The organism is Hymenobacter miniatus (assembly GCF_016427455.1).
Taxonomy (GTDB): domain Bacteria; phylum Bacteroidota; class Bacteroidia; order Cytophagales; family Hymenobacteraceae; genus Hymenobacter; species Hymenobacter armeniacus.
The window spans coordinates 1-24,585 of record NZ_JAELXR010000018.1; the positions used below are offsets into that span (position 1 = coordinate 1).

The window sequence follows — 24,585 nt, forward strand, 5'->3', positions numbered from 1 at the left end:
CCTCGCCTTTGCCGGGCTCATGCTCGCCAAAGCCGCTGGCCTTAACTTGCTCCCAGGTGCATAACACCTTCTAGGAACGAAGGTCCTTATTTATAGTGCCGCTGTTGGGTTCGGGCTTTTGGCAGTTTGGGATGCGACTGATTCTTTGCGCACAAAAGACTTTGGGCATCTGTGTTTGATAACAATTCCTTTGTTCATCGCGTGCGTCGCAGGATTGGTATATGCTACGCGACACAAGTTGGTGCTCTCTGATACGGAGCTTGTTCAATATGGCTTTCGCAAAAAGCACATTCAGCTTGAGCAAATCGAAAGCATCACTGAGAACCTGGGCGCATACATAGTTAAGTCGGCAAACAATTCCATTCGCATCACCACCGATTTGCAGAATAAGAACCGCTTTAAAGACCAATTAATCGCACAGATTCAAGAAGTAGACCTGTCCAAAAATTATTTGCCGGGTAATCGTTTGGCTGCGGAAGACCAACACAAGATTTTCGAACAGTTTCGGCACATGATAGATGTAGGCACTGAGACAGAAACACTATTTAAAGCAGACGCCACACTTTTTGAGCAACTGACAGAGTCAGCTTACTATTTGGGATATGAACATCCGGTCCATTCCTTTTTAAATCGAGCTTATGATATTGAAGGAGCAGAATTGAATACTTTGCTCAAGCAGCGCACTGAAGAAGCCTACACTTCTGATTCCAGCATTTTCATTCTGCCTCACCACTTGGAGTGGTTGATATTGTGTCTTGGTAGCGGAGACATAATTGTAAAACCAGCCAGCGAATAAATGCCAGTGACGCGTTTCTTTGGCGGCACCAGGTGCCTCAGTGCCCTTGGAAACGGGCCGGGCGCGGGGCGGGAAGGCACGAAACGATGATAGAGCTGAATGCGAAACATGCGAAAGAATCACACTTCCGTAAAGGCTTTCTAGCGCCCACTGGCACGCGTGCAGTGCCGCTCAGCGCAGCTCCACGAAGAAGCAGGCGCCGGCGCCTTCCTCGCTCTCCACCCACACCTTGCCGCGGTGCAGCTGCACTATCTGCTTGGTGATGAACAGCCCCAGCCCGGTGCTGGCTTCGCCGCCCACGCCGGGGCGGGCCGAGGTGCTGAATTTCTCAAACAGCTCCTCCTGCAGCGCTTCCGGAATGCCGATGCCGGTGTCGCACACGCGCAGCAGCACCCGGCCCTGCTGCTCCTGCAGCCCCACCGTGACCCGGCCGCCGGCGGGGGTAAACTTCAGGGCATTGCTCACCAGGTTGTCGACCACCCGCCCGAAGACGTCGGCGTTCAGGTTGGCTTGCACGGCCTGGGCGGGCAGTTCCAGGGCCAAGTGCAGGCCTTTGTGCTGGGCCGCCAGCCGGTGGGCCGGCAGTCGCTCTTCCAAAAACGCGATGAGGTCGGTGGGCTGCTTTTTCAGCAGGTTGGCCTCCAGCGAGCCCAGGAAGAGGATGTCCTTCAGCAGCTTGTCGGCCTCGGTGCACGACCGGCGGATGAGGGCCAGGTAATGCGCCGTTTCCTGGGCCGCGGCCGTCGCGGAAGGCGCGTCCGACTGGCGCTGCAGCAGGTCGGTGAGCAGCTGGATGTGGGCAATGGGCGTTTTTAGGTCGTGCGTGACGAGGTGCAGAATCGTTTCCTGCGCGTCGTAGAGGCGCTTGAGCGACAGCTCCAGGGCCTTGCGGTCGCCGATGTCTTCGAGTTGCGTATAGCCCAGCTCCTCGGCACCGTCGGGAAACCGGATGGAGGTGACCTGGCACCAAAACGAGGAGCCGTCGGTGCGCACCAGGCAGGTTTCGAGGGTGAAGTGCGGCAGCTTGTGGCTCCACAGCCGTTCCTGCAGGAAGGCCCAGTCGGCGCGGTGGTCGGGGTGGGCAAACTCCTGGATGCGGTGCCCCACCAGGCTGCTCTCGTCGGCGAAGCCCAGCATGTTTACCACCGCCCGGTTGGCCTGCCGAATCACCAGGTCGGGGGTAATGATTTTCTGCCCGAACGGCGAATTGTCGAACACCGTGCGGAACCGGGCGTTGTGCCGCTCTTCGCTAGCCGACTCGGCCTGGTGTGCCCGGGCCACCGCCTGGCCCGCCCGTAGGCACCGGTTTTCCTCCCGCAGGGCCTCAAGCTGCTGTTCGAGGGAAAGAGGGTTCTCAAGGGAAGGCGACATGGCGGAACACGAATGAAGGGCGCGGGCAGCGGCACCAAGGGCAAGGTACGCCTTCCCGGCGCGCCAGCTGGTCTGTATGGCAGCTATTGTCTTCACTAACAAAGCCCGCTATGGTCGGTCGGAAGCGCACACAGGAGCATCTGCTAAGAAGCTTAGGGTGGCTACGGTTCAGCTGCAGGCCTGCATTTTGAGGCGGGCAAACGCACCTCGACGCCGCTAAAAAAAGCGTACGTGCCCAAAATCAGCCGACGTGAGTGGACCATGGGCGGCGGAATGGCCCCGCCGGCGGCGGGCTGTCGTTGCGTAATCCCGGCCCGGCGCCGTCTTTTGCAACTCCTCCTGCATCGCATCATGCCCGGCACCACCATCCAGTCCATCAGCCTCTACAAGCTGCTCGTGCCGCTCAAGGAGCCGTTTGTCATCTCCCTTGGCCCGCTGCTGGCGGTGCAGAACGTGGTGGTGGTCATGCGCACCGCCGATGGCCTCGTGGGCTACGGCGAGTGCAGCCCCTTCCTCACCATCAACGGCGAGAGCGTCGACACCTGCTTTGTGGTGGGCCAGTATTTTGCCCCCGCCCTCAAAGGCCGCGACGCCCTCGACCTGGCCGGCTGCCTGGCCGAGCTGGACCGCATCATCTACGGCAACAGCAGCATCAAAAGTGCCTTTGACATTGCCCTGCACGACATTGCGGCCCGGCACGCCGGCCTGCCGCTCTACGCCTTTCTGGGCGGCCACCGCCACAAGGCGCTGCACACCGACATGACTGTGAGCCTGGGCCCGCCCGAGAAGATGCAAGCCGACGCCGTGCGCTTTCAGCAGGAAGGCTTCCCGGCCATCAAGGTGAAGCTGGGCGGGCCTTTGCATGAAGACGTGGCCCGCATCCGGGCCATTCGGTCGGGCATTGGGCCCACGCACCCGCTGCGCATCGACGCTAATCAGGGCTGGCAAACGGCCGACAACGCCATTGCCGTGCTGCAGGCCTTGGGCGAGTTCAACATCGAGCACTGCGAAGAACCCATTCTGCGCCAGCATTTCATGGAGCTGAGCCGGGTGTCGGCCGCTTCGCCCATCCCCATCATGGCCGACGAAAGCTGCGGCGACGAGCACGACGCCGCCCGGCTCATCCAGCTGCAAGCCTGCCAGCTGCTGAACATCAAGCTGGGCAAGTCGTCGGGCTTCCACCGGGCCCGGAAGATTGCGCAATTGGGCGAAGCCGCCGGCCTCACCCTGCAGGTGGGCGGCTTTCTGGAATCGCGCCTGGGCATGACGGCCGCCGCCCACCTGGCCCTGAGCAACCCCGCCATTCAGCACTGCGATTTCGACACCCCGCTCATGTTCACCGACGACCCCGTGGAAGGCGGTTTCCGCTACGGCCCGGGCGGGCGCATCGACATGCCCACCGGCCCCGGCCTGGGCGCCACCATTGCCGAGGCGTGGCTGCGCCGGGCCGAACAAGTCCATTTCTGAGGCGCGGCCGTCAGCGCACCAGCTTGCGCGTGAGCAGCCCGTAGGGGGTATCGAGCCGCACGGAGTAGATGCCCGCCGGCAGCTCGCTCAGGTCGAGCGCGCGCTCGGGGGCGCCGGGCCGGGGCGCGGGCGCTTCGCGGCGCACGAGGCGGCCCGTGGCGTCGAACACGCTGAGCGGCGCCGTGAGCACGGCCGCGTCGGGGCTGCTGAGTCGGTAGCGGCCGTCGGGGCTGGGGTTGGGCGCAATGCTGAGTGGGGCGGCCAGGGCGGCGTCGCGCGTGGCGGTGGCCGTGCCGCTGAAGGAGATGTCGTCGATGCGCAGCACCGAGCCCGCCGTCACGGTGCGCGCCTGGCCGGAGTAAAACACCATGAACACGGAGTCGGGGGCCAGGCCCGAGGAGTACTGCAGGGGCACCGTGGCCAGGGTGTAGCTGCTGGCCAGCGCCCTAAAGTCGTAGGCGCCGCCCGCCACCACCGTCGTGGTGCCGTTTAGGCGGCGGGTGAGCAGCACCACCATGGCGGCCGAGTCGGACAGGGCCTGGCTGCCCTGCAGCTGGTAGTAAAACTGCAGGTTGCGCGGCCGCGCCGTAAACGGCACGCCGCCCGGCAGGCCGGCGCTCGTGCGCAGGGTGCTGCCCAAAATCAGCAGGCCCGGGAAAGACGCCCCGCCCGGCAGGCTCACGGTTTGGAGCTGGGCGGCGTAGGGCGCGCTGTTGGCCGTGGTGGTCTTGGCCACGGCCCCCGTGCTGAAGAAGCCGCCCAGCAGGTCGTCGGTCGTCAGCCAGCCGGTGGGCGTTTCTACCCCGTTGCGCGTGGCCCAGGTGCTGAAGTTGCCGTTGGGAACGGTCTGGGCCGTGGCGGGGGTGGCCAGGGCCAGCCCAATGCCGGCCAGCCCGGCGCGTAGGGCGAGAAGTAACGTTTTCATCGTGATAGTAGGGAAAGGAAGTGAACAGGGGACCAGCGGCAGCGCAGCGCGGACAGGTTGCCGACAGGCGTCTCGCGTAGCTAATATAGTAAAATATGTTTTCTTGTTGATTTAAGCGCCGGGCGTCTACTGCCTGCCGCGGCACGTCTATCTTCACGCCATGGCGATTTGGCAGAATCTTGTGCGGGGGCTGTGGCTGGGCGGAAGCTTGCTGGCAAGCGCAGGGCCGGCGGCCGCGCAGCTTCGGCCCAACCCGCTGCGGCAGGTGCTGCGCCACGACACCGCGGGGCTGGGCCGCGTGCTGGCCCGCCCCGGCACGTACCGGCTGCAAATCCTCTACACCCGCATCCGGCGCGCCCCCGATGGGACGCCACACTTCCGCCGCTACGGCTACCGCGTGCGGCCCCGCCAGTATTTCTACCCCGCCAGCACCGTGAAGCTGGCCGCGGCCGCCCTGGCACTGGAGAAGCTGCGGCAGCTGGCAACCCACTACCCCGGCCTCGGCCCGGAATCCGTCATGCTGACGGACTCGGCCTTTGCCGGGCAAACGCGGGTGCGGCGCGACAGTAGCAGCGCCAGCGGCCGCCCCACGCTGGCCAATTACGTGCGCAAGGCCTTGCTGGTGAGCGACAACGATGCCTTCAATCGGCTGTATGAGTTGGTGGGCCCGGCCGAGCTCAACGCCGGGCTGGCCCGCCTGGGGCTGCGCCACAGCCGCCTGCTGCACCGCCTCTCGGTGGGCGACCAGGAGCCCGGCAGCCGCCACACCAACCCCGTGGCGTTCTACGCCGATACGGCCGCCACGCAGCTGCTCTATCGGCAGCCGGCGGGCTTTTTTGAGGGCCGGTGGCCGCGGCTGCACCTGCGAGGCGAAAGCATTGGGCGGGGCCACGTGCAGGGCACGCAGGTGGTGCCGGGGCCTCTGGATTTCAGCCAGAAAAATGCCTTTTCGCTGCCCGACCTGCAGCGCCTGCTGCAACTCGTGTTGTTTCCGGAAAGCGTGCCGGCCGCCCAGCGCCTGCGCCTCGCGCCCGCCGACTACGCCCTGCTGCGCCAGGCCCTCTCGCAGCTGCCCCGCGAAAGCCTCTCCCCGCGCTACGACGCCGTGCATTTCCCCGACACCTACGCCAAGTTTTTGCTGGGCGGGGGCGGCACCGTGCCGCTGCCGCCGGGCGTGCGCGTCTACAACAAAATCGGGCAGGCCTACGGCTTTCTCATCGACAACGCCTACGTCGAAGACCCCGCGCACGGGGTGGAATTCCTGCTCAGCGCGGTGCTCTACGTGAACGCCGATGGTGTGCTGAACGACGACAAGTACGAGTACGATGCCGTGGGTTTTCCCTTCCTGAGGGACCTGGGCCGGCGCGTATACGAGGCCGAACTGCGCCGAAAGCGGTAGAGTGGCATTTCGCGCCTCTACAAAAACCGGGCTTGCAGCTCCGGCGTGGGCAGCATGCAGCTTTCCTGCCGGCCAAACCAGCGGTAGCGGTTGCACGCCACGAAGCGGTAGAGGGCGTCGCGGAAGGCGCGGGGAAGCAGCTGGCCCACGGCGGCCAGGCGCCAGACGCCGCCCAGGCCGCGCGCAATGCGCAGCACGGCATCGGAGTGGGAATACAAGCGCCCCTGGCTGAGCAGGAGCACCGATTCGGGGTCGATGGACGCGCTGGCTTCTATGGCATGAGACGCCAGCAGTGCCCGGCCTGCGTCGCTTTGCAGGGCGGCGAAGCGGTAGCGGCCGGCCGGGTCGTGGCGAATGATGAACTGCACGAAGCCGTGGCACAGGTTGCACACGCCGTCGAAGAAAATGGTGTCGGGGGCCACGGGGGCGGGCATGGGCGGGCAGGAGAGGGGCGCGTGTACTAACGGGGCGGCGGGTGGGAGGTTGGCGACAGCAGCCGGCGGCCGGGGCGGGGCTCCGTATTTGTTCTGACAAAAAATACGGATTTATTCGTCGGTTACGGCGCGGGGCTTGGTCGTATAGCTAATCAAACCAAACCCTTACCATCATGTTCACCAAAAAAATCCGTTTCCCCTTCGCCACGCTGGCCCTGAGCACTGCCCTGCTCGGCGCCTGCCAATCCAAGACCACCGAGGAAACCTCGACCACAACCACCAGCTCCGACACCAGCACCATGAGCAGCGACTCGGCCGGTGGCGGCTCGGGTAGCATGAGCGGCTCGGGCACGGGTTCGGAGGGGAACATGAGCGGTTCGGGTTCCGGCTCCGACGGCAGCATGAGCACCTCCGGCAGCACCAGCAGCACCAGCGGCTCGGGCAGCATGGGCAGCACGGACGGCGGCACGTCGGGCAGCATGAGTACTTCGGGTTCGACCAGTGGCGCGTCTACGGCCGGTACCACGAGCGGCAGCACGGGGGGCACAGGCGGCATGAGCACCTCGGGCTCAACCAGCGGCACTACGGCGGGCACCACGGCAGGCGGCTCAACCAGCGGCGCGGGCTCGACGGGCGGCACCACCGGCAGCCACTAAAACGGACGTAAAGCCCACGCGCCCAAGCGCGTGGGCTGTTTCATATCCTTCCTTTCCACATATAGTGCAACAGTAATGAAAAAGCACCTTTCTTGGCCAGCCTGGGCCGTTGCCTTGGGAGTATCGGTCCTGGTTCTCGACCTGGGCCTGACGGCGCACAGCCAGTCGCCAGCCACTTCCGTTCAGTCGTCGTTGGCGGCGCTGGACTACCAAGGCACCACCAGCGGCTCTACCACCGGCTCGGGGGCTACCAGCGGCAGCACGTCGGGCGCGCGCACCACGTCGGGCACACGCACTACGTCGGGGTCCATGTCTACTTCGGGCAGCACCAGCGGTTCGCGGAGCATGAGCACTTCGGGCAGCACCACGGGGGCGGGCAACATGAGTACATCCGGCAGCATGGGTACCACCAGCGGGTCGGGAGGCATGAGCACGTCGGGCTCCATGGGCTCTACCAGCGGCAGTACCTCAGGCAGCATGGGCTCAACCAGTGGCAGCACGCCGGGGACGATGGGGTCTACCAGCGGCACGACGTCGGGCAGCACCAGCGGCACCATTTCTGGTTCGCGGCGGTCGGGCAGCACCACTTCCGGCCGCATGAGCGGCGGTCGGTCGGGTTCGTCCACGTCGGGTTCGTCCACGTCGGGCCGTCGTAGCGGCACCACCAGCGGCACCACAACGAGCGGTAGCACGTCGGGCAGCACCAGCGGGGCTACCACGCGCTAGGGCACTTTCCGGCATTTCTTTCTTTTTCCGCAAGGCGAAAGGGTGCGTCATTCCGTATGACTGCCTTTTCGCCTTGTTGATTTTCTTCCCGGCGCCCGCCGGCCTACTCTATGGATGAAGCCCCCGCTGGCTTTTGGGGCGTGCTCCGGCGCCCGTTCGTGCTCGATTTGCGGGCGTTGGCGCTGTTGCGCATGGCCACGGCCGCCGTGATATTGGTCGACCTGGCCATCCGCAGCACCGACCTCGAAGCCCACTACGCCAACCTGGGCGTGTTGCCCGTGTCCGCGCTCATGGAGCGCGCCTGGACGCCCTACCAATTCTCGCTACACGCCGCCACGGGCCTGTGGCAGTTGGAGGCCATGCTGTTTCTCGTGGCGGCCGTGGTGGCCGGCGCCTTGCTGCTGGGCTACCACACGCGGCTGGCCACGGTGGCTTCGTGGGTGCTGCTGGTGTCGCTGCAAAACCGCAACACCCTCATTGGCCAGGGCGGCGACGACCTGCTGCGCATGCTGCTGTTCTGGGGCATTTTTCTGCCGTGGGGCCGCGTGTGGTCCCGCGACGCCCGCCACCAGCCTGCGCCCGAGCGCCTCTCGTATTTCAGCGCCGCCACCGTGGCCTACGTGGTGCAGCTGGCCCTGCTGTATTGGTGCACGGCCTTGCTCAAAAACGGCGCCGAGTGGACCCGCGACGGCACCGCGCTCTACTACGCTTTCAGCCTCGACCAGCTGCTGCTGCCCGGCGGCCGGTTGCTCTACCCATACCCCGGGTTGCTGCGCGTCCTCACGTTCGGGGCCTATTTCACCGAGCTATTGCTGCCGTTTGCCCTGTTCATTCCGGTGGGGGTGCGCTGGTGGCGGCTGCTGGTGGTGGGAGGGCTGTTTTTCTTTCACCTCACCATCAGCGTCACGCTGTTTGTGGGCCTGTTCTTTCTGATAAACTGGGCTTCCATTCTGGGCCTGCTGCCGCCGGTGGCGCTCGATTGGCTGGAGCGGCGCCTGGGGCCGGTGCTGGGCCGCTTGGTGCCGCGCGTGCAGCGCTGGCGCTACTGGCTACCCGCTTGGCAAGCTCCCTGGCGCCTGCGCCTCGAGCGCGCCGCGCCGCCCACGGAGGGCGGCCTGTACCTAGCCCGCAGCGCCCGCGATATTGTGGTGGCCCTGGTGCTCACCTACGTTTGCCTCTGGAACCTCGACGACGTGGCCGTGCTGCGGCCCGCGGGCGGCATTTTTTCGGACCAGTTGCGCTGGTTCGGCTACCTGTTTCGCATCGACCAGCACTGGGGCATGTTTGCGCCCACCGTCTTCAAAGACGATGGCTGGTACATCTTCGAAGGCACCACCGCCCGCGGCAGCGTGCTGGACCTCAACCGCGCCGGCGCCCCGGTGAACTACGCCAAGCCGGCCGCCGTGGTGTCGCTTTTTAAAAACGACCGATGGCGCAAGTATTCGGAGAATTACCTCTTTGTCAATAATGGTTGGATGCGGCCTTATTACTGCAACTACCTGCTGCGCATTTGGCACGAAAACCCGGCCCATCCGCCATTGCGCCATCTATCGGTGGTGTACATGAAAGAGGTGTCTTTGCCCAACTATAGAGTGGCCAAACCCGTGCGGGAAGTGCTGTGCGACTGTGAGTTGCCAAACCAGCCGGCCGCTCCGGTAAGGCTTCGCAACTAAGAAATACGTATTTATCACGCCAGATTACGGGTAAATCGCGCTGCTAATGCTCGTATAGCTAAAGGCCAACCGGCACCTTTCCTTTCTTTCCACATTTCTTTTGTTTTATGAAACGCAAATGGCTTTCGGTGATGACCGGCGCAATTCTGTGCTCGTCGCTCACACTTTTCAGCGCCTGCTCTACTTCCGAGAATGCCTCTTCGGGCACCACCGACGGTACTACGTCGGGTAGCACCACGGGCACCACCACCTACGGCTCCACTTCGGGTAGCACCACGGGTTCGACCACGGGCACTGCCAACCCGGGCAGCAGCACGTCGGGCACCACCAGCGGCACCACATCGGGCACTACCACGTCTGGTACCACCACGTCTGGCACCACTACCTGATAACGAAACGGTTATCAACAAAAAAGCCGCATTCTTCGCCGAGTGCGGCTTTTTTGTTGCCGAGCGGCTCAGGCCCATTGCTTGAGGTACTGAAACACCTCCGGGTGCGTGAGCAGGCCGCCGTGGTGCTGCTGGCTGAACACGGCCGTGCGCACGCTGGCACCCTCGGGCAGGGCCGCCTCGTTGCCGAACGTGGCGTGGCCCCGGGCGCTGTTCTGGCCCACCAGCCCGTCGCCGAAGTACTCGCGCAGCGCCGAGGGCCGTGTGGAGCGCAGCCACGCCCCGATGAGAATGTGGTAGCGCACGCCGGGCAGCGGCGGCACGGGCGTGCGCGGCGGCGTCAGGTCGTTGGCGTGGGCATCCTGCCAGTCCTCGTCTACCAGAATGGAGTAGCGCAGGTCCTTGATGCCGTTGCTGCGCTGGTTGAGGGCCTTGCTCAGGAAGCGCGTGGGAAACAGGTTGATGCGCTCTAGCAGCCGCGCGGTGAGGTGCGAATTCTGTTCCAGCCAGGAGCCGTCGTTGGGCGTGCCAAGGAGGAAAACCGACCGCAAATGCGCCAGCCAGGGCTCCGGCTCCAGAATGGGATGGTCGGCGATGCTGCCGGTATTCATGCCGGCGTGTAGCGCTTCGCTAAAGCCTTTCAGGCGGCCCACGCCGCTGCCGTAGTGCCCCGCCGAGCGAATGATGAGCCCGCCCATGCTGTGGCCCACCAGCACCAGCTCGCCCACGGCGTCGGGGTAGGTGGTCACCAGCTCGGTGAGCAGGCGGCTGAGCTCGCGGCCGTTTTCGGAGAGGTGCAGGCCCGAGTTGAAGCGCACGTAGAGGGAGCGGCAGTGCGTCTCCTCGGCCAGGCGCGGGCCGAAGCGCCGGCTGCCGGGCACGTCCTGAAAGCCGGTTTGCCAGATGAGTTCGTCGCCCATCAGGCCGTGCACAAACACCACGGTTTTCTGCTGGGGCTCGGTGAGGCGCAGGTCGGCCACGGGCACGTCCTCGCCGCCCCGCCGAAAGCTCATTTGGATGGCGCGGCGGTCGAAGCGGGCCGCCAGCTGGTCGCCGAGCGCGCCGTTGAGCACCGGGAGGAAAAAATGCTGGTGCGCCCGGCCCGAGCGAATGAGGTAGCCAGCGCCTTGCACGGGCAGCAGGGCGGCGCGCCCCACCGCCCCAAGGGCCCGGCGGAAGCGGGAAGGCTGGTTGGCATCGGAAGCGGCCATGATGGAAAAGCAGGACAAGAGGCGGCACGCGCCGTGCCCGAAAGTAACGCCCGCGGCGGCTTTGGGTTGGCCTTCCGCCCGAAATCCCCGTACTTTGTGTGTCCAATCCCAAGACCTACTTCATGAAGCTTTCTTCTCGTCCTGCCCTGGCCTTGCTGCTGGGCACCGCTTTGGCCGCCACGCTTTCGTCCTGCGACTACCGCTGGAGCCCCGGCGAAAACCCGCAATTCAAACACGGTTTCACCAAGGCTCCCGGCTGGCACAATTGGGACGTGAACCGCGACAGCATCAACTACAAGCAGGAGGCTCCGGCCGCTGGGGGCGTGGGCTCGGCCGCCGCCATTGCCAACGGCACCGTGCAGGACCAGCTCAACTCGGCCCCGGCCGGCAAGAGCGCCGCCTCGCCGCAGTCGGCCAGCGGCACCATGGCCACGCCCGACAAGTCGACGAACGGCAACGGCAACACCAACGACCAGCAGCAGCCCAAGTAATTTTTTTAGCTCGGCTTTGAGAGCCCGCTACCCATTGGGTGGCGGGCTTTTTGCGTTTGGTGCAAGCACGACGGTAAGCACTGCCAGCCCGGCAGTGCCCCGAAAAAAAGCCAACCCGCTCGTTGGTGGCGGCCGTAGTAGCAAGGAGCCCGGAGCCGCTCGCCGTGGGCTGCTCATTATTCCTGCTTCACCTTTCCACACCGCCTATGCTTTCCAACGATGCCACCCGGGCCAACACGCCCGCTTTCACCGCCGTAGTGCCCGGCCTGAGCGTGCTGCGCGACGTGTTTGTGAACCTGTACTACGCTTTCCCGCAAGACCAGCCGCAGGGCCCCTGGGTGCTGATTGACGCCGGCCTGCCGGGCTCGGCCGACAAGATTCGCAAACAGGCCGAAGCGCTGTTCGGGCCCGACACGCCGCCCGCCGCCATCCTGCTCACCCACGGGCATTTCGACCACGTGGGAGCCCTCGACGGCCTGCTGGCCGCCTGGCCCGACGTGCCCGTGTACGCGCACCCGCTGGAGCTGCCCTACCTCACCGGCAAGTCGAGCTTTCCGCCGCCCGACCCCACCGTGGGCCGCGGCATGATGGCCTACCTGTCGTTTGCCTACCCCAAGCACGCCTACGATTTCGGCTCGCGCGTGCAGGCCCTGCCCGCCGATGGCCGCGTGCCCGGCCTGCCGGGCTGGCGCTGGGTGCACACGCCGGGGCACACGTTTGGGCACGTGTCGTTCTTCCGCGAGCACGACAAGGTGCTGGTGGCCGGCGATGCCTTCACCACGGTATTTGCCGAGTCGGGCACCAGCACCTTCACCCAAAAGCAGGAAGTGCACGGCCCGCCGGCCTACTTCACGCCCGACTGGGACGCCGCTCGCGACTCGATGGCGCTGCTGGCGCGCATGGAGCCCGAAGTGGCCGCCACCGGCCACGGCATTCCCATGCACGGCGAGGAGCTGCGCCGCCAATTGGCTGATTTCGTGCCGCAGTTCGACGCGCTGGCCCGCCCCAAAGTGGGCCGCTACGCCAAAGTGCCCGCCCGCGCCGATGGCAGCGGCGTGACCTCGGTGCCGCCGCCCCTGGTGCAGCCCTGGCTGAAAATCCTGGCCGTGGCAGGACTTGCCATTGGCGGGGTGGCCCTGGCCACGGCCGGCAATGGCAACAAGAAGCGCAAAAAAGGCAAGGACGGCCGCGCGAAGAAATCGGATTCGCCCAGCAAGACCATGCAGCGCACCGCCGATGGCTCGTACCGGGCCTGGTACCGCGACCACCCGGCCGAATTTGCGGAGCCCGGGCACGGTGGCTCGAATGTGCAAAGCCACCTGACCAACGAGACAGCGCCCGCGCACCGCAGCGACCAGCGCTACACCGACTCCTGGGCCCGAAAAATCGAAACGCAGTATCCGTAGCCAATGCTGCTGGCAAAAAAGGCCTGTTTCCAACGAGGAAACAGGCCTTATGCTTTTCGCTGATTTCTAGCCTGATAGCAATGCCATCGGGCCTGAGGCTACTCAGGCTTTGGGAACTGGCCTGGGCGGGCGTAGCCAAAGCGCACGGGCGGCTGCACGGCGTGGTAGCCATCGAGGCCGGAGATGCAAGCCGCGGCCAGCGCCACTAGGTCCAGCGTGCCGTCGTCGCGCAGGCCTTCGTCCTGCAGGTAGACGTGTTCCACGGCACCCACCAGCAGCACGGTGCCGTTGCTGATGGCGTGCTCTTCGAGCAGCCGCAGGCCGATGCTCAGCGGGCTTTCGGCCACGTAGGGCGCCGGGAAGTCGTCCCGAAAAGCGGCCGTAAAGCCGCACTCATCGAACTCCGAAACCGTGTCGGGAAAATTGGCGGAGGTGTAGTGCGCGGGCGCGGCCAGGGCCACCGGCACGTGGTTGAGGGTAAAGCAGCCGGTGGCTTTGAGGTTGGCGTAGGTGTGGCGGGGCACGGTGGTGGGGCGCGTCACGATGCCGAGCAGGGCGGGGTCGGAGCCCAGGTGCAGGGCCGAGCTGAACACGGCCAGGTTGGTGGCGCCGTCGGGCGCGGCCGTGCCCACCAGGTTGGCGGGTTTGAAGCCGGGCAGGCCGTTGACGAGGTTGAGGCGGTAAATCTTGTCGAAAGCCTGGATGTCGGCGGCGGTGAGGTGGCGCATGGGAGGGGCGTGAAGCTGGGTAATGGCACAGCGAGGCAATGACCAGCTTATTCCCCTAATTGTTCAGCCCGTTTTCAATGTACTGCCGGGCCCGTCGTGCGGTCGAGGCACAGGCGGTTGTACTGGCTGTGCAAAATCAGCGCAAACAGGAACAGGCCGTACACCAGCTGCGTGCCCACGGTGGCCCACTGTTCCAGCAGGCTGCTGCCGAATACCAGGGCCGTCATCAGCAACATGGCCGCCGCCAGCGCCGGCCGGGTAAACAACCCAATAATCAAAAGCAGGCCGATGGCTCCCTCCACAAACGGCAGCACGGCCGCGAAGGGCCGCACCAGCAGTTCGGGCAGCAGCGAATTGGCAAACTGCTTCACCATGCCCGTCTGAAACGCGGCCAGCTTGGGCAGCCGCACCAAAAAATGCGTCAGAAAGGCCACGCCCATCAGCAGGCGGCCCAGCACGAAGGCCAGTTCAGCGTTGGTCAGGTTCATAAGCGGCAAGGGGGAAATGACAGCCGAATAGCATAACGAAATTGACCGGGCGCCGGCTTATTGCTGGTGCAAAAAATCCCGCACCGCCCGGAAATACGCGTCGGGCACTTCGCGGTAGGCCGTGTGCGAGGCGTTTTCCAGCACCACCAGCCGCGAGTGCGGCGTGCGCCGTTGGAAATAAGCCGTGGAGGCGGGCGTGGCTTCGTCGTAGCGCCCGCAGAGGTAGAGCACCGGCAGGGTGAGGTTGTTGAGCGACGATGCCCGCGAATAGTTCTTCATGTTGCCGGTGGAGGTGGTTTCGTTCTTGCCCCACATGGTTTCGTAGGCCTGCTTGCCGCCGCCTTTTTGCCAGGTGAGCACCTTCGGCTTGTTGCGGTACACGTGCAGGCTGTAGTAGTAATCCACCGCCTGCTGGTACTTGCGCCGGCTGGCCGAGTCGGTAGCGTTTTCCAGTTTGAAGGCCTCGCGCTGGGCCGGGGGCAGCTCGGCCACGTAGCGCTGGGCGTCCGAAATCCAGCGCTTGGTGTCCAGCCACGGGCTCGACTCGATGAGGCTGACGACTTGCGGCGGCTTCTTGGTAAGCACGTATTCCGTGGCCAGCGTGGTGCCCCAGGAGTGGCCCAGCAGGTGCAGCCTGGGGTAGCCCAGGGCGCACACCACGGCGTCTACCTCCTCCACGTAGCGGCCCAGCGTCCACAGGCTGGGGTTGTCGGGCCGGTCCGATTTGCCGCAGCCCAGCTGGTCGTAGAGTATCACTGGCCGCTCATCGGCCAGGGCCGTGAAATTGCCGAAGGCGCCGCTGCCCGAGCCCGGCCCGCCGTGCAGCACCAGCAGCGGCACGCCCGGCTTGTCGGCGCCCAACACCTGGTACCACACCTTGCCGCCCGGCACCGCGACGTAGCCCTCTTTGGTGTTCGATTGCGCGTGCAGCGTCAGGGCCAGCAGCCAGAAGGCCAGCACGGCCAGCAGGTGGCGGTCAAATCTAGGTTTTGTCATGGTGCTGTGCCGCTGCTCTTTACCGTTCCAACTTGAAGCCCGGTTCCCGTGCGGGCGGGGCCGTGCGGTTGGCCACGGCCCAGCCGGTGAGGTACATCCACTGCGTCATGCGGGTCAGCTTGGGGTAGTCGATGCGGCTGGGCTCGTCGCGCGGGGTGTGGTAGTCTACGTGCAGCACCGAGGTGTACATCACCGCCGGAATGCCCAGGCGGGCGTAGGGCAGGTGGTCGGAGCGGAAATACCAACCCTCGGGGTGGGTGGCCTTGTCCCACTCGGTGTCGAGCTTGAATTTGGGGCCCGCCTGGTTGGCCGCCAGGGCCGTTTTTACCAGGTCCGACGAGTTGAGGTGGGGCGCAATGGAGCCCAGCAGGGCGGCGCTGTCGGGGGCGTTGCGGCCCATCATCTCCGCGTTCAGCACCGCCACAATGGACGACGGCGGCACCGTGGGCTTGGCCGAATAGTAGCGCGAGCCCAGCAGGCCCCGCTCCTCGGCGCCGTGAAACACGAACAGGGCCGTGCGCCGCGCCGGCTGCTTTTTGAAGGCCCGCATGATGGCCAGCAGGGCCGCGCAGCCGGTGGCGTTGTCGTCGGCGCCGTTGTAGATGGAGTCGCCGGCCACCGGGGCGCGCACGCCGTCGTGGTCCTGGTGGGTGCTGAACAGCACGTTTTCCTTCCGCAATTGGGCATCGGTGCCGGGCACGGTGGCCACGATGTTCACCGAGGGGTACAGAAAGCTCTCCACTTTCAAATCCACCACCAGCTGCTGGCCGGCTTGCTGCACCCAGTCTTTGGCGCTTTCGGGCAGCAGGAGCAGGGGCGGGGTGTCCACCACTTTGGTGTTGGGGTCGCCGGGCAGGCCGTAGCGGCCCCGCTCGTAAATGTGGCCCCAGTGCTCGTAAATGGCCTGGGCGCGAGCATCGGCCACAAACACCACGGCCGCGGCGCCCGCCTTCAGCAGCTCCGTCGATTTCGTGTTCATGGTCAGCGTCAGGAAGCGCCGGAAGCTCAAATCGGCCGGCACCGTGCCCGAAAACAGCACCGCCACGGCCTTGCCCTTGATGTCGACTTTGGCCAGCTCGGCGGCCGTGCCGGTGCCCACGTACACCAGCGGCGCCGTCACGGCATAGTTGGTGGGGGCAAACACGAGGGCGTCCGCGTTCGGCTTCAGCTGGTGCGTGCCGATGCTGAGCTTGCTGGCTTTGGTGAGGCGCGTGCGCTGCAGATGAAACCACTGAAAATACGTGCCGTCGTCGCCTGCCGGCTGCAGGCCAATGGCCCGAATCTGGTCGGCCAGCCACACGGAGGCCTTCAGCTCATCGAGCGTGCCGCCCTCCCGGCCCCGGTAGTGGTCGCCGGCCAGCGCGTACAAGTCGCGCTTGATGTCGGCTTCGCGGATGGCGCTCTCGGCGTTGGCAGGCTTGGCGGCGGGTTTTGCGGTTGGCTTTTTCTGGGCGGATGCGGCAAAGGGCGCGGCCGCCAACATTCCGGCCAACAGCCAGCCCGTAGTGGTTCGGACAATTGAATTCATGTGGGCTAAAGAGAAAGCAATGGAAGATGTTTCAAATGGAAAAGGGGTTTACTTGCTCGGAATGGCATCGGAAGCAGTTCCAGACGCCAAGTACAGGTCGAGCCATTCTACCCACAGCCGGTTCCATTCGGCGCTGCGCACGGGGTCGGCGGGCACGTGGGCGGCAATGGGGAAGGCCACGAAGCGCACCGGCACGCCGTTGTCGCGCAGGGCGTGGTAAAACTTGTAGGCATTGGCAATGGGCACCCGAAAGTCGTGCACGTTGTGCAAAATGAGCGTGGGTGTGTGCCAGCGGCCGGCCCGCGACAGCGGCGACTGCGCCCGGTAGCGCTCCATATTCTCCGCGCTGAGCCAGGGCGACGGACCGTAGTGCCCGGCATTGGCCACGTTGTTGTCGCTCAGGTTGTAGCTGTCCAGCAGGTCGACCACGGCCGAGGCCGCCACCGCGCAACGCCAGCGACGCGACTCACCCATGAGCCAAGCCGTCATAAAGCCACCGTAGGACGCCCCACACAGGGCAATGCGGCTGGTGTCGACCCAGCCACGCTTTTCGAGCGCGGCAATGCCGGCCAGCACGTCGCGCCCCGGCCCGGCGCCGGCATCTTCCCTGATGGCCCGCTGAAAGGCGTAGCCCAGGTTGTCGCTGCCCCGGTAATTGGGCTGAAACACCACGTAGCCGCGCGCCGCCACCGCCTGCCCCAGCCCATAAAACGCCAGCCGCGAGGCGTTGGACGGCCCGCCGTGCATCATCAGCACCAGCGGGTATTTGCGGGCGGGGTCAAAATCAGGCGGGTAGGTCAGGATGCCGTCGGGGCGCAGATTATCGGATGTCCACTCCACGGCTTCCATGCGGCCTAGGGCCAGGGCGGCGGTTTCGTGGTTGAAATCGGTGAGGCGGCGCGGGCTGGCCGTGGGCGACGCCAGGTAGTACAGCTCGGCTGGGCGGCCGGGCTCGTTGGCCGTCAGGGCCAGGGCGTTGCGGCGGCCCACGGCCATCTCCACCCAGTAGCTGCCGTTGGGCGACACCGCGCCCAGGGGCAGCCGTCGGCTTTTGCCGTCCAGCCCCAGCTGCCAGATGGCCACGGTGGCCGCGTCGTTGCCGCCCACAAACAGGCTTTTGCTGTCGGGGCTCCACAGGGCGCGCTGCAGGTTGCGGTCGAGGCCGCGGCATACATGCCGCGGGGCACCTCCCGCGGCGGGCACCACGTCAAATTCCAACGACTCATAATACGGCGCCTCGCGCGGCGTCTGGTAGCTAATCCAACGCCCGTCGGGCGAGTAGGCCGGCAGGTCGACGCGGTGCGGGGAGCCGGGCAGCTCGCGCGCCGCGCCCGTGCCCACGTCCAGCGTGTACACCCGGGTTTCCTGGTCGCCGGTTTGGGCACTGGGGCGCAGCACGCACACCAGCGTGCGGCCGTCGGGCGCCCAGGCAAACGGGGCCGAGGAGTCGTCGGGCAGGCTCAGCGGGCCGGCGGTGAGGCGCCGGGCGGGGCCGCCGCTGGCCGGCACCAGCCACAGGTGGTCGGGCGCGGGCGGGGCCGTGAGCGTCGCGCTGCCGTTGCCCACTTCAAAGCTGTCGTTGCCGCGGGCGGCTTCGGCCGCGTTGGCTGGCGCATCGGCGGCCGAGTAGGCGAGGGCCTGGCCGTCCGGGCTCCAGCTGTAGAGTTGCACGTTTTCAACCGCGTTGGTCAGCTGGCGGGCTTCGCCGGAGGCAAGGGGTTGAATAAATAGCTGCGTGTGCGCGTCTTTGCCCGTGCCGGTGCGAGCCAGAAAGGTTACCCGGTCGCCGGCGGGGGCCCAGCGCGGCTGCTTCACGGTGGGGCGGCCGGCCACCAGCACGCGCTGCCGGCCGGTGGCCACGTCTACCAGCACCACGTCGGCCTCGTTGCGATTGGTGGCGAGGTTGGGGCGCGACACGACGATGAGAATCTGCCGGCCGTCGGGCGAAAGCTGCGGGTCGCCCACGTTCACCAGCCGGCCGATGTCGGCCAAGGCAAAAGGGCGTTGGGCAAGGGCCGCCGATACGCCCGCGCCCCACCACAACAGGCCCAAGAGCCACCAGTAATTCCGCAACCGACATTTCATGACCGGAAGTAACAACTCAGCTCGCCAACTGCGGCTCGGCGGCGGGGGCCACGTACGTCTTTTGGGGCAGCCGCGCCGCCACCAGCGCAAACAGCGTCACGTTCACGGCCATCAGCCCCACCGAAAACCAGTAGAAGTTGGCGCCGTGCAGCCCGGCCAGCCACCCGCCCCGCGCAATGCTGCCGTTGAGCAGGCTCAGGCCAAAGTTGGCGGCCGCAATGGTGAGCACCCACAAGGCCGTGGTGAGGCTTTTGAAGGCCTTGGGCGCGTGGGTGTAGGCGTACTCCAGGCCCGTGATGGCCACCATGATGACGCCACCCACCAGCACGCAGTAGGCCAGTATCTGCCACCACGCCGAGGGGTGGCCGCCGGCATCGACGCGCAGCTGCACCCCGCCGACGATGCCCACCGCCAGCGCCGCAATGACCATGCCCGCGCCCATGCGCCGCAGCGGCGTCACGCGCACGCCGCGCCGCTGCAGAGCCGGGTAGAGGCCGTAGGTCAGCAGCGGGTTCAGCCCAATGCCGAACACGATGCCCGAGAGCTGAATCTGCTCGGCCAGCGGCCGGAAGCCCGGCCACAGCTCCCGGTCGAGGTGCGTGGCCTGCAGCACCCATTCCGAGGAGCTTTGCTCGTTGAGCATCCAGAGCACCGGCACGAAAATGAACACGGCCCCGATGCGCCGCAGGGCCGCCCGGCCCTCGCCGGGGCCCAGCGTTTGGCGCAGGCCGGCGCGCAGGCCCGTGGGCGGCACGCGCACGTAGCGCCGGCGGCCCAGCCAGAAAGTGAGCGCGGCGGTGGCCATCAGCAGGCCGGGCACGCCAAAGGCCACCGCCGGGCCATAGTGGGCGTAGAGCAGCGGCGTGACCACCGTGGCCAGGGCCGCGCCCACGTCGATGGACATCTGAAACCAGCCAAAAGCCTTGGGCAGCAGCCCGGCGTTGGCCTGGGTAAACTGGTCGCCGAGGTTGGCCGTCACGCTCGACTTGATGCCGCCCATGCCCACGGCCACCACCAGCAGGCCCAGCCGGAAGCCGCCCAGGTCGTCGTGAAAAGCGGCCAGCAGGGCGTGCCCGCCGCAGTACAGCAGGGAGAGGTAGAGGATGACGCGGTACTTGCCCAGCACCCAGTCGGCCAGCAGGGCGCCCACCACCGGCAGGGCGTAGCCCAGCGCCGCAAAGGAGTGCACCAGGGCGTTGGCCTGCGCCTCGGCCCCGGGCGTGAGCGCGGCCTGTTGCGTGGGGTTGAAAAACTGCGCCACCAGAAACGTGGGCAGGATGGTGAGCATGCCGTAGTAGCTGAACCGCTCGGCCACCTCGCTGCCGATGATGAACGGCAGGGCGCGAGGGAAGCGGGCCACTGCGGCCGGAGCGTCAGCAGAAATTTGCGTAGCGGCAGCTGCGGAAGGCGTCATGATGAAGTAGCAGAAAACAAGAACGTCATGCCGAACGGAGCCGAGGCATCTCGCGTGCAATGGTAAACCCAATTGGTTGATTTACTACCACAAGCGAGATGCCTCGGCTCCGCTCGGCATGACGTTCTTACGCAGCCCTTCGCCTACATCACCGCGTTGCGGGGGTCGGGCTTGGGCTTCATTTCGTAGTCGTGCGGGGGCTGGGCGCCGGCCAGGTGCTGCACGAAGTAGTCCCAGCGGCGGCGCGTCATGTAGGGCGAGTAGGCCCCGTAGCCGTGCCGCGCGTTCGGAAATACCACCAGGTCGTAGCTCTTGTTGGCTTTGGTGAGGGCTTCAATCAGCAGCAGGGTGTTGGAGGGCGGCACGTTGTCGTCCATCAGGCCGTGGGCCAGCAGGAGCTTGCCTTGCAGGTTTTTGGCGAAGGTGGTGTTGGCCTGGTTGTCGTAGTTGGTGGTGCCGTCGGGGTTGGTTTTGAGTAGGCCCACGTAGCGTTCGGCCCAGTCGTCCTCGTAGTTGCGGTTTTCGTGGTTGCCCGATTCCGAAATGCCCACTTTGAAGAAATCCGGGTAGCGGAACATGGCCGCCGCCGTGGCGTAGCCGCCCCCTGAGTGGCCCCAGATGCCGGCGCGGTCCAGGTCGATGTAGGCGTACTGCCGGGCCAGCTGCTTCATGCCGCCCACCTGGTCCGAGAGCGTGTTTTCGGCCATGTTGCCGTAGCAGGCGTCGTGGTAGCTCTTGGAGCGCAAGGGGTTGCAGCTGCCCTCAATCACGACCACCACAAAGCCCAGCTCGGCCAGGGCCTGGTTGTCGTTGCGGGCCGACACGAACGACCAGCTGCCCACGCCCCCGCCCTGCGGCCCGGGGTAGATGTAGTTGACAATCGGGTACTTCTTGCTCGGGTCGAGGTTAGTGGGCGTGAACATCAGGCCGTACAGGTCGGTCTGCCCGTCGGCGGCTTTCACCGTGATGGGCGTGGGCGCCTTCCAGCCGGTGGCGGTGAGGCGCGAAATGTCGGTCTTCTCCAGCGTCGAGAGCAGCTTGCCGTCGGTGGCGCGCAGCACCGTCACGCCCGGTTTGTCGGGCTGCGAGTAGGTGTCGATGAAGTAGCGGCCCGAGGGCGACATCGTGACCTGGTGGTTGCCGGCTTCGGGCGTGAGCAGCGTGAGGTTCTTGCCATCCAGCCCGATGCGGTAGAGGTGCGTGAAGTAGGGGTTGCCGGCCTCGCGGCCATCGGCCAGGAAGTACAGCTGGCGCTTCTTCTCGTCCACCTTCAGGAGCTGCGTCACCACAAAGTTGCCCTTGGTAATCTGGTTCTTCACCTTGCCGGTGGCCGCGTTGTAGAGGTAGAGGTGGCCCCAGTTGTCGCGCTCCGAATACCAGATTACTTCCTTGGTGTTGGGCAGGTAGCGCCAGTTGATGGCGCCCTGGCCCGACTCGTACTGCGTGGCCACGTTCTCCTCAAACACGTCGCGCACGGCGCCGGTGGTGGCGTCGGCCACCCGCAGCTTGGCCTGCTTGTGGTCGCGCGAGGTCGACACGAACGCCAGCTCGCGGCCGTCGGGGCTCCAGTCCACGTCGTCGAAGGTGCCGCTGCTGGAAATGTCGTCGGAGAGGGAGCCCCGGTGCGGGTCGGGGGCCATCTGGAAGCGCACCACTTTCGGCGACGCCACTTCCACCACCACCCGCTCTATCATCGGAATGTCCTTGTCGCCGGGCAGGGGGTATTTCCAGGCGTCGAGCTTCGGGTGCCCCACGTTGGTGGTCACGAGGTACATGTCGCCCACGTTGCGCTGGTCCTGCCGGAAGGTGGCGATTTTGCGCGAGTCGGGCGACCAGCGCAGCACGGGCTTGTCGCTGTGCGTCCAGCCGGCGTTGTCGGTGGCATAGCCGTAGTCCTTGGCCCCGTCCGTCGTGAGCTGGGTGGTCTGGTTGGTGTCCGTGTTGCGCACCCACAGGTTGTAGTCCTTGATGAAGGCGGCCAGCTTGCCATCGGGCGACACCTCTTCGGTGGCCGAGCCGGGGGCGGCGGCCGGGGCGGTAGCCGGGGGCGTTTCGGGATTGATTTTGCCGCTCACCACGTCGTACTTCCAGCTTTTGCCGGCGGCGGCGAAGGAAATGGCTTTGGCGTCGGGCGAGAAGCTGATGCTGCGGAAGGGCAGGCGGCCGCCCTCGTAGCTGTTGCCGCTGGCCGCCGACAGCGCCGCCGCCAGCTTGCCCTGGTCGAAGGCGGCGGTGCGGGTTTTGCGGCCCGGGTCCACGAGGATGAACTCGCTGCCCCGGGCCGTCATCACGCGGTACCAGAACCGGTCGTTCGGCAGCCAGTTGGGCTGGCCGGCGCTGTGGTCGATGAGGGCCTGGGTGTTGTAGCTCATGGCGCGCTCGGCGCGGGCGTAGTCCTCGGCCGTGAGCACCGGCCGCTGCTGGGCCGAAGCGGCCGAGGTAAAAAACGCGGCCGCAACCAGGGCCGGGACAAACTTGTGCATAGAATGGGGCAAAAAGCGGGAATTTGGAATAATTCGGGACCCGAAAGGTAGGGCCGTTTGGCGGGCCTAGCGCTGGCGGGCAGCCCAGGCGTCCAGGCGGCGCTCCAGCACGGCCAGGGGCATTGAGCCGCCGGCCAGAATCTCGTCGTGGAAAGCGCGCAGGTCGAACCCCGGCCCCAGCTGCTTCTGGTAGCGGGCGCGCAGCTCGCGCAGTTTCAGGCCGCCGGTTTTGTAGCTCAGCGCCTGGCCGGGCCACGACATGTACCGCTCGATTTCGGCCGTGGCGCCCTGCTCGCTGATGGGCTCGTTGTCCATCATGTACTTAATGGCTTCCTCGCGGGTCAGGCTCTTGGCGTGCAGGCCCACGTCGACCACCAGCCGGATGGCGCGGTGCATGTCGTCGCCCAGCGCCCCGAGTTTCTGGTAGGGGTCGGTGTACAGGCCCAGCTCCGGCCCCAGGCTCTCGCAATACAACGCCCAGCCCTCGCTGAAAGCCGAATAGCCGGCAAACCGCCTAAACTTTGGCTGCGTGGTGTTCTCCTGCTGCAGCGACAGTTGGTAGTGGTGCCCGGGAATGGCCTCGTGCAAAAACAGCGACTCCATCCCCGAGGTGACATTGAACTGCGTGGCGTCGAGAATGGGCACGTAAAAAATGCCCGGCCGCGAGCCATCGGGCGTGCCCCGGTTGTACTCGGCCGAGGCCGTGGCCGCCCGAAACGCCTCGGTCTGCCGAATCTCGAACGGCGACTTCGGCGTCCGCCCAAACAGCTTGGGCAGGTTGGGCGTGATGCGGGCCTGAATGGCGCGGAAGGCGTTTAGCACGTCTTCCGGCGTTTTGTAGGGCGTGAATTTGGGGTCCGAGTTCAGGTAGTTGAAGAAGGCCGGCAGGTCGCCCGAGTAGCCCACCTGCTTTTTCACGGCCTCCATCTCGGCCCGAATGCGCTTCACCTCGGCCAACCCGGTTTGGTAAATGGCCTCGGGCGTGCGGTCGGTGGTGGTCATCTGGTGCACTGCAAAACGGTACATGGCCTCGCCGCCGGGCACGGCCCCGATGCCAGAGCTGCTGCGGGCCGCGGGCAGGTATTCAGTTTGCAGGAAGTCGGCCAGCTTGCGGTAGGTCGGCATGAGCTGGGTCGTGATGGCCTGCTGGTAGGCCGCCATCAAGCGCGTTTTGTCAGCCTCCAAAAAAGTAGCTGGTAGCCGCGTAATGGGGCCGTAGAATAAGCTCTTGGTGGGGTCGGCTAGTGCCTGGGCCTGCAGCTGGGGCACCATTTTCAGCACCAGCGCCTTGGGCAGTACCACACCAGCCTTCATGCCGCGCCGGAAGTTGCCAATGGCCGAGTCGGCCCACACCGGAAACTGGCCCACGCGCGCCAGCCAGTCGTCGTAGTCCTTGGTGATTTTGAAGGGCTGTGAGCCGGTGCCTGCGCCCAATTGCACCAGCGAGTTGGGCAGGGAGTAAAACTGGGCGAAGGGCATCATCCAGGTATTGAGCTTCAGCCCGTCGAGCCGGGTTTTCATTTCATACTCAAAGATGTCGTAGTTGGCTTGGTCTTCCACCGACAATTTCGTCCGGTCCAACTTCTGCAGCGAGGCCAGGTACTGCTGGTAGAACTGTCGCTGCTGCTGCCGGAAAGCCTGCGTCTGGTCGTTGGGCAACTGGTTGTTGTAGCGGTAGTCGCCCTGCGAAGTGGCCCCGAGCGGGTACAGCCGGGCCTGGTCTTCCCAATAAGCCGCAAACAACGCCGCCAGCGGCGCCGAAGCGGCCGGCGTCGTAGCGGCAGGTTTGGCGGCGGAAGTGCCTTGTTGGGCTCGCGCGGGGGCAGCAATAGCCAGCAGTGCGCTGGTGGCCAGTAGAGGCAGCAGGCGTTTTCTCATCAGCAGGGAAAGTGACAGGACACGAAACCGAAATAACCCCA

At 65.6% G+C, this 24,585-nt stretch carries 21 protein-coding genes; 8 read left to right on the forward strand and 13 right to left on the reverse strand.

Going from position 1 to position 24,585, the window contains the following annotated elements; all coding sequences use genetic code 11:
* Nucleotides 1–175: 175 nt before the first annotated feature.
* Entirely contained in the window at nucleotides 176–796 is a 621-nt protein-coding gene (locus tag JAO73_RS20610; protein WP_198979153.1) for a hypothetical protein, read from the forward strand.
* Between the two features lie 171 nt (nucleotides 797–967).
* Here the strand turns inward: JAO73_RS20610 and JAO73_RS20615 are convergent, their stop codons facing one another.
* Nucleotides 968–2,167: a PAS domain-containing sensor histidine kinase gene (locus JAO73_RS20615; RefSeq protein ID WP_198979154.1), complete on the reverse strand. Its 1,200-nt coding sequence runs from the start codon at nucleotides 2,165–2,167 to the stop codon at nucleotides 968–970.
* A 351-nt stretch (nucleotides 2,168–2,518) separates the two neighbouring features.
* Here JAO73_RS20615 and JAO73_RS20620 point away from each other — a divergent pair, with 351 nt between their 5' ends.
* Nucleotides 2,519–3,634 (forward strand): mandelate racemase/muconate lactonizing enzyme family protein, encoded by a 1,116-nt coding sequence (locus tag JAO73_RS20620; RefSeq protein ID WP_198979155.1) that lies wholly within the window; start codon nucleotides 2,519–2,521, stop codon nucleotides 3,632–3,634.
* 10 nt (nucleotides 3,635–3,644) lie between these two features.
* Here JAO73_RS20620 and JAO73_RS20625 read toward each other — a convergent pair whose 3' ends face one another.
* Nucleotides 3,645–4,559 carry a T9SS type A sorting domain-containing protein gene (locus JAO73_RS20625; protein WP_198979156.1) on the reverse strand — a complete coding sequence of 305 codons (915 nt, stop codon included), beginning with the start codon at nucleotides 4,557–4,559 and terminating at the stop codon, nucleotides 3,645–3,647.
* A gap of 160 nt (nucleotides 4,560–4,719) precedes the next feature.
* Between JAO73_RS20625 and JAO73_RS20630 the strand changes: the two genes are divergently transcribed.
* Nucleotides 4,720–5,958, forward strand: a complete 1,239-nt coding sequence (locus JAO73_RS20630; RefSeq protein WP_198979157.1) for a serine hydrolase — start codon at nucleotides 4,720–4,722, stop codon at nucleotides 5,956–5,958.
* Between the two features lie 17 nt (nucleotides 5,959–5,975).
* Here the strand turns inward: JAO73_RS20630 and JAO73_RS20635 are convergent, their stop codons facing one another.
* A complete protein-coding gene (locus JAO73_RS20635; RefSeq protein WP_198979158.1) occupies nucleotides 5,976–6,392 on the reverse strand; it encodes a thiol-disulfide oxidoreductase DCC family protein in 417 nt (138 codons plus the stop codon).
* Between the two features lie 173 nt (nucleotides 6,393–6,565).
* On the opposite strand from JAO73_RS20635, the gene JAO73_RS20640 reads away from it, so the two are divergent.
* Nucleotides 6,566–7,048, forward strand: coding sequence for a hypothetical protein (locus tag JAO73_RS20640; protein WP_198979159.1), 483 nt, complete (start codon nucleotides 6,566–6,568; stop codon nucleotides 7,046–7,048).
* 206 nt (nucleotides 7,049–7,254) lie between these two features.
* On the opposite strand, the gene JAO73_RS20645 is transcribed toward JAO73_RS20640, so the two are convergent.
* Nucleotides 7,255–7,767: a hypothetical protein gene (locus JAO73_RS20645; RefSeq protein WP_198979160.1), complete on the reverse strand. Its 513-nt coding sequence runs from the start codon at nucleotides 7,765–7,767 to the stop codon at nucleotides 7,255–7,257.
* A 117-nt stretch (nucleotides 7,768–7,884) separates the two neighbouring features.
* Here JAO73_RS20645 and JAO73_RS20650 point away from each other — a divergent pair, with 117 nt between their 5' ends.
* Nucleotides 7,885–9,447, forward strand: a complete 1,563-nt coding sequence (locus JAO73_RS20650; RefSeq protein WP_198979161.1) for an HTTM domain-containing protein — start codon at nucleotides 7,885–7,887, stop codon at nucleotides 9,445–9,447.
* A 107-nt stretch (nucleotides 9,448–9,554) separates the two neighbouring features.
* Nucleotides 9,555–9,836: a hypothetical protein gene (locus tag JAO73_RS20655; RefSeq protein WP_198979162.1), complete on the forward strand. Its 282-nt coding sequence runs from the start codon at nucleotides 9,555–9,557 to the stop codon at nucleotides 9,834–9,836.
* 68 nt (nucleotides 9,837–9,904) lie between these two features.
* On the opposite strand, the gene JAO73_RS20660 is transcribed toward JAO73_RS20655, so the two are convergent.
* The gene (locus tag JAO73_RS20660) at nucleotides 9,905–11,047 is read right to left on the reverse strand and encodes an esterase/lipase family protein (protein ID WP_198979163.1); all 1,143 of its coding nucleotides are present in this window, start codon (nucleotides 11,045–11,047) and stop codon (nucleotides 9,905–9,907) included.
* A 98-nt stretch (nucleotides 11,048–11,145) separates the two neighbouring features.
* On the opposite strand from JAO73_RS20660, the gene JAO73_RS20665 reads away from it, so the two are divergent.
* Together JAO73_RS20665 and JAO73_RS20670 are read left to right on the forward strand one after the other, a co-directional pair.
* On the forward strand, nucleotides 11,146–11,538 hold the full coding sequence (locus JAO73_RS20665) for a hypothetical protein (protein WP_198979164.1): 393 nt from the start codon (nucleotides 11,146–11,148) through the stop codon (nucleotides 11,536–11,538).
* A 206-nt stretch (nucleotides 11,539–11,744) separates the two neighbouring features.
* Entirely contained in the window at nucleotides 11,745–12,944 is a 1,200-nt protein-coding gene (locus JAO73_RS20670; RefSeq protein ID WP_233169326.1) for an MBL fold metallo-hydrolase, read from the forward strand.
* 98 nt (nucleotides 12,945–13,042) lie between these two features.
* Here the strand turns inward: JAO73_RS20670 and JAO73_RS20675 are convergent, their stop codons facing one another.
* The 8 genes from JAO73_RS20675 to JAO73_RS20710 all read right to left on the reverse strand — a co-directional run bounded on the left by JAO73_RS20675 (nucleotide 13,043) and on the right by JAO73_RS20710 (nucleotide 24,544).
* On the reverse strand, nucleotides 13,043–13,672 hold the full coding sequence (locus JAO73_RS20675; protein ID WP_190927290.1) for a flavin reductase family protein: 630 nt from the start codon (nucleotides 13,670–13,672) through the stop codon (nucleotides 13,043–13,045).
* Nucleotides 13,673–13,746: 74 nt separating this feature from the next.
* A complete protein-coding gene (locus tag JAO73_RS20680) occupies nucleotides 13,747–14,160 on the reverse strand; it encodes a MauE/DoxX family redox-associated membrane protein (RefSeq protein ID WP_198979165.1) in 414 nt (137 codons plus the stop codon).
* Between the two features lie 57 nt (nucleotides 14,161–14,217).
* Nucleotides 14,218–15,156, reverse strand: coding sequence for a proline iminopeptidase-family hydrolase (locus tag JAO73_RS20685; RefSeq protein WP_198979166.1), 939 nt, complete (start codon nucleotides 15,154–15,156; stop codon nucleotides 14,218–14,220).
* Nucleotides 15,157–15,175: 19 nt separating this feature from the next.
* The gene (locus tag JAO73_RS20690) at nucleotides 15,176–16,639 is read right to left on the reverse strand and encodes a M28 family peptidase (RefSeq protein WP_410505004.1); all 1,464 of its coding nucleotides are present in this window, start codon (nucleotides 16,637–16,639) and stop codon (nucleotides 15,176–15,178) included.
* Between the two features lie 93 nt (nucleotides 16,640–16,732).
* Entirely contained in the window at nucleotides 16,733–18,769 is a 2,037-nt protein-coding gene (locus tag JAO73_RS20695; RefSeq protein ID WP_198979168.1) for a S9 family peptidase, read from the reverse strand.
* Nucleotides 18,770–18,785: 16 nt separating this feature from the next.
* Nucleotides 18,786–20,183: a POT-type proton-dependent oligopeptide transporter gene (locus tag JAO73_RS20700; RefSeq protein ID WP_198979169.1), complete on the reverse strand. Its 1,398-nt coding sequence runs from the start codon at nucleotides 20,181–20,183 to the stop codon at nucleotides 18,786–18,788.
* 143 nt (nucleotides 20,184–20,326) lie between these two features.
* Nucleotides 20,327–22,666 (reverse strand): S9 family peptidase, encoded by a 2,340-nt coding sequence (locus JAO73_RS20705; protein WP_198979170.1) that lies wholly within the window; start codon nucleotides 22,664–22,666, stop codon nucleotides 20,327–20,329.
* Nucleotides 22,667–22,732: 66 nt separating this feature from the next.
* Nucleotides 22,733–24,544, reverse strand: coding sequence for a DUF885 domain-containing protein (locus JAO73_RS20710; RefSeq protein ID WP_198979171.1), 1,812 nt, complete (start codon nucleotides 24,542–24,544; stop codon nucleotides 22,733–22,735).
* Between the last annotated feature and the right edge of the window lie 41 nt (nucleotides 24,545–24,585).

Bases quoted from the DNA above. Each gene is read 5' to 3' on its own strand.
- JAO73_RS20615 (WP_198979154.1), bottom strand. From the start codon at position 2,167: ATGTCGCCTTCCCTTGAGAACCCTCTTTCCCTCGAACAGCAGCTTGAG.
- JAO73_RS20620 (WP_198979155.1), top strand. From the start codon at position 2,519: ATGCCCGGCACCACCATCCAGTCCATCAGCCTCTACAAGCTGCTCGTG.
- JAO73_RS20625 (WP_198979156.1), bottom strand. From the start codon at position 4,559: ATGAAAACGTTACTTCTCGCCCTACGCGCCGGGCTGGCCGGCATTGGG.
- JAO73_RS20630 (WP_198979157.1), top strand. From the start codon at position 4,720: ATGGCGATTTGGCAGAATCTTGTGCGGGGGCTGTGGCTGGGCGGAAGC.
- JAO73_RS20635 (WP_198979158.1), bottom strand. From the start codon at position 6,392: ATGCCCGCCCCCGTGGCCCCCGACACCATTTTCTTCGACGGCGTGTGC.
- JAO73_RS20640 (WP_198979159.1), top strand. From the start codon at position 6,566: ATGTTCACCAAAAAAATCCGTTTCCCCTTCGCCACGCTGGCCCTGAGC.
- JAO73_RS20650 (WP_198979161.1), top strand. From the start codon at position 7,885: ATGGATGAAGCCCCCGCTGGCTTTTGGGGCGTGCTCCGGCGCCCGTTC.
- JAO73_RS20655 (WP_198979162.1), top strand. From the start codon at position 9,555: ATGAAACGCAAATGGCTTTCGGTGATGACCGGCGCAATTCTGTGCTCG.
- JAO73_RS20660 (WP_198979163.1), bottom strand. From the start codon at position 11,047: ATGGCCGCTTCCGATGCCAACCAGCCTTCCCGCTTCCGCCGGGCCCTT.
- JAO73_RS20670 (WP_233169326.1), top strand. From the start codon at position 11,745: ATGCTTTCCAACGATGCCACCCGGGCCAACACGCCCGCTTTCACCGCC.
- JAO73_RS20675 (WP_190927290.1), bottom strand. From the start codon at position 13,672: ATGCGCCACCTCACCGCCGCCGACATCCAGGCTTTCGACAAGATTTAC.
- JAO73_RS20680 (WP_198979165.1), bottom strand. From the start codon at position 14,160: ATGAACCTGACCAACGCTGAACTGGCCTTCGTGCTGGGCCGCCTGCTG.
- JAO73_RS20685 (WP_198979166.1), bottom strand. From the start codon at position 15,156: ATGACAAAACCTAGATTTGACCGCCACCTGCTGGCCGTGCTGGCCTTC.
- JAO73_RS20690 (WP_410505004.1), bottom strand. From the start codon at position 16,639: ATGTTGGCGGCCGCGCCCTTTGCCGCATCCGCCCAGAAAAAGCCAACC.
- JAO73_RS20695 (WP_198979168.1), bottom strand. From the start codon at position 18,769: ATGAAATGTCGGTTGCGGAATTACTGGTGGCTCTTGGGCCTGTTGTGG.
- JAO73_RS20700 (WP_198979169.1), bottom strand. From the start codon at position 20,183: ATGACGCCTTCCGCAGCTGCCGCTACGCAAATTTCTGCTGACGCTCCG.
- JAO73_RS20705 (WP_198979170.1), bottom strand. From the start codon at position 22,666: ATGCACAAGTTTGTCCCGGCCCTGGTTGCGGCCGCGTTTTTTACCTCG.
- JAO73_RS20710 (WP_198979171.1), bottom strand. From the start codon at position 24,544: ATGAGAAAACGCCTGCTGCCTCTACTGGCCACCAGCGCACTGCTGGCT.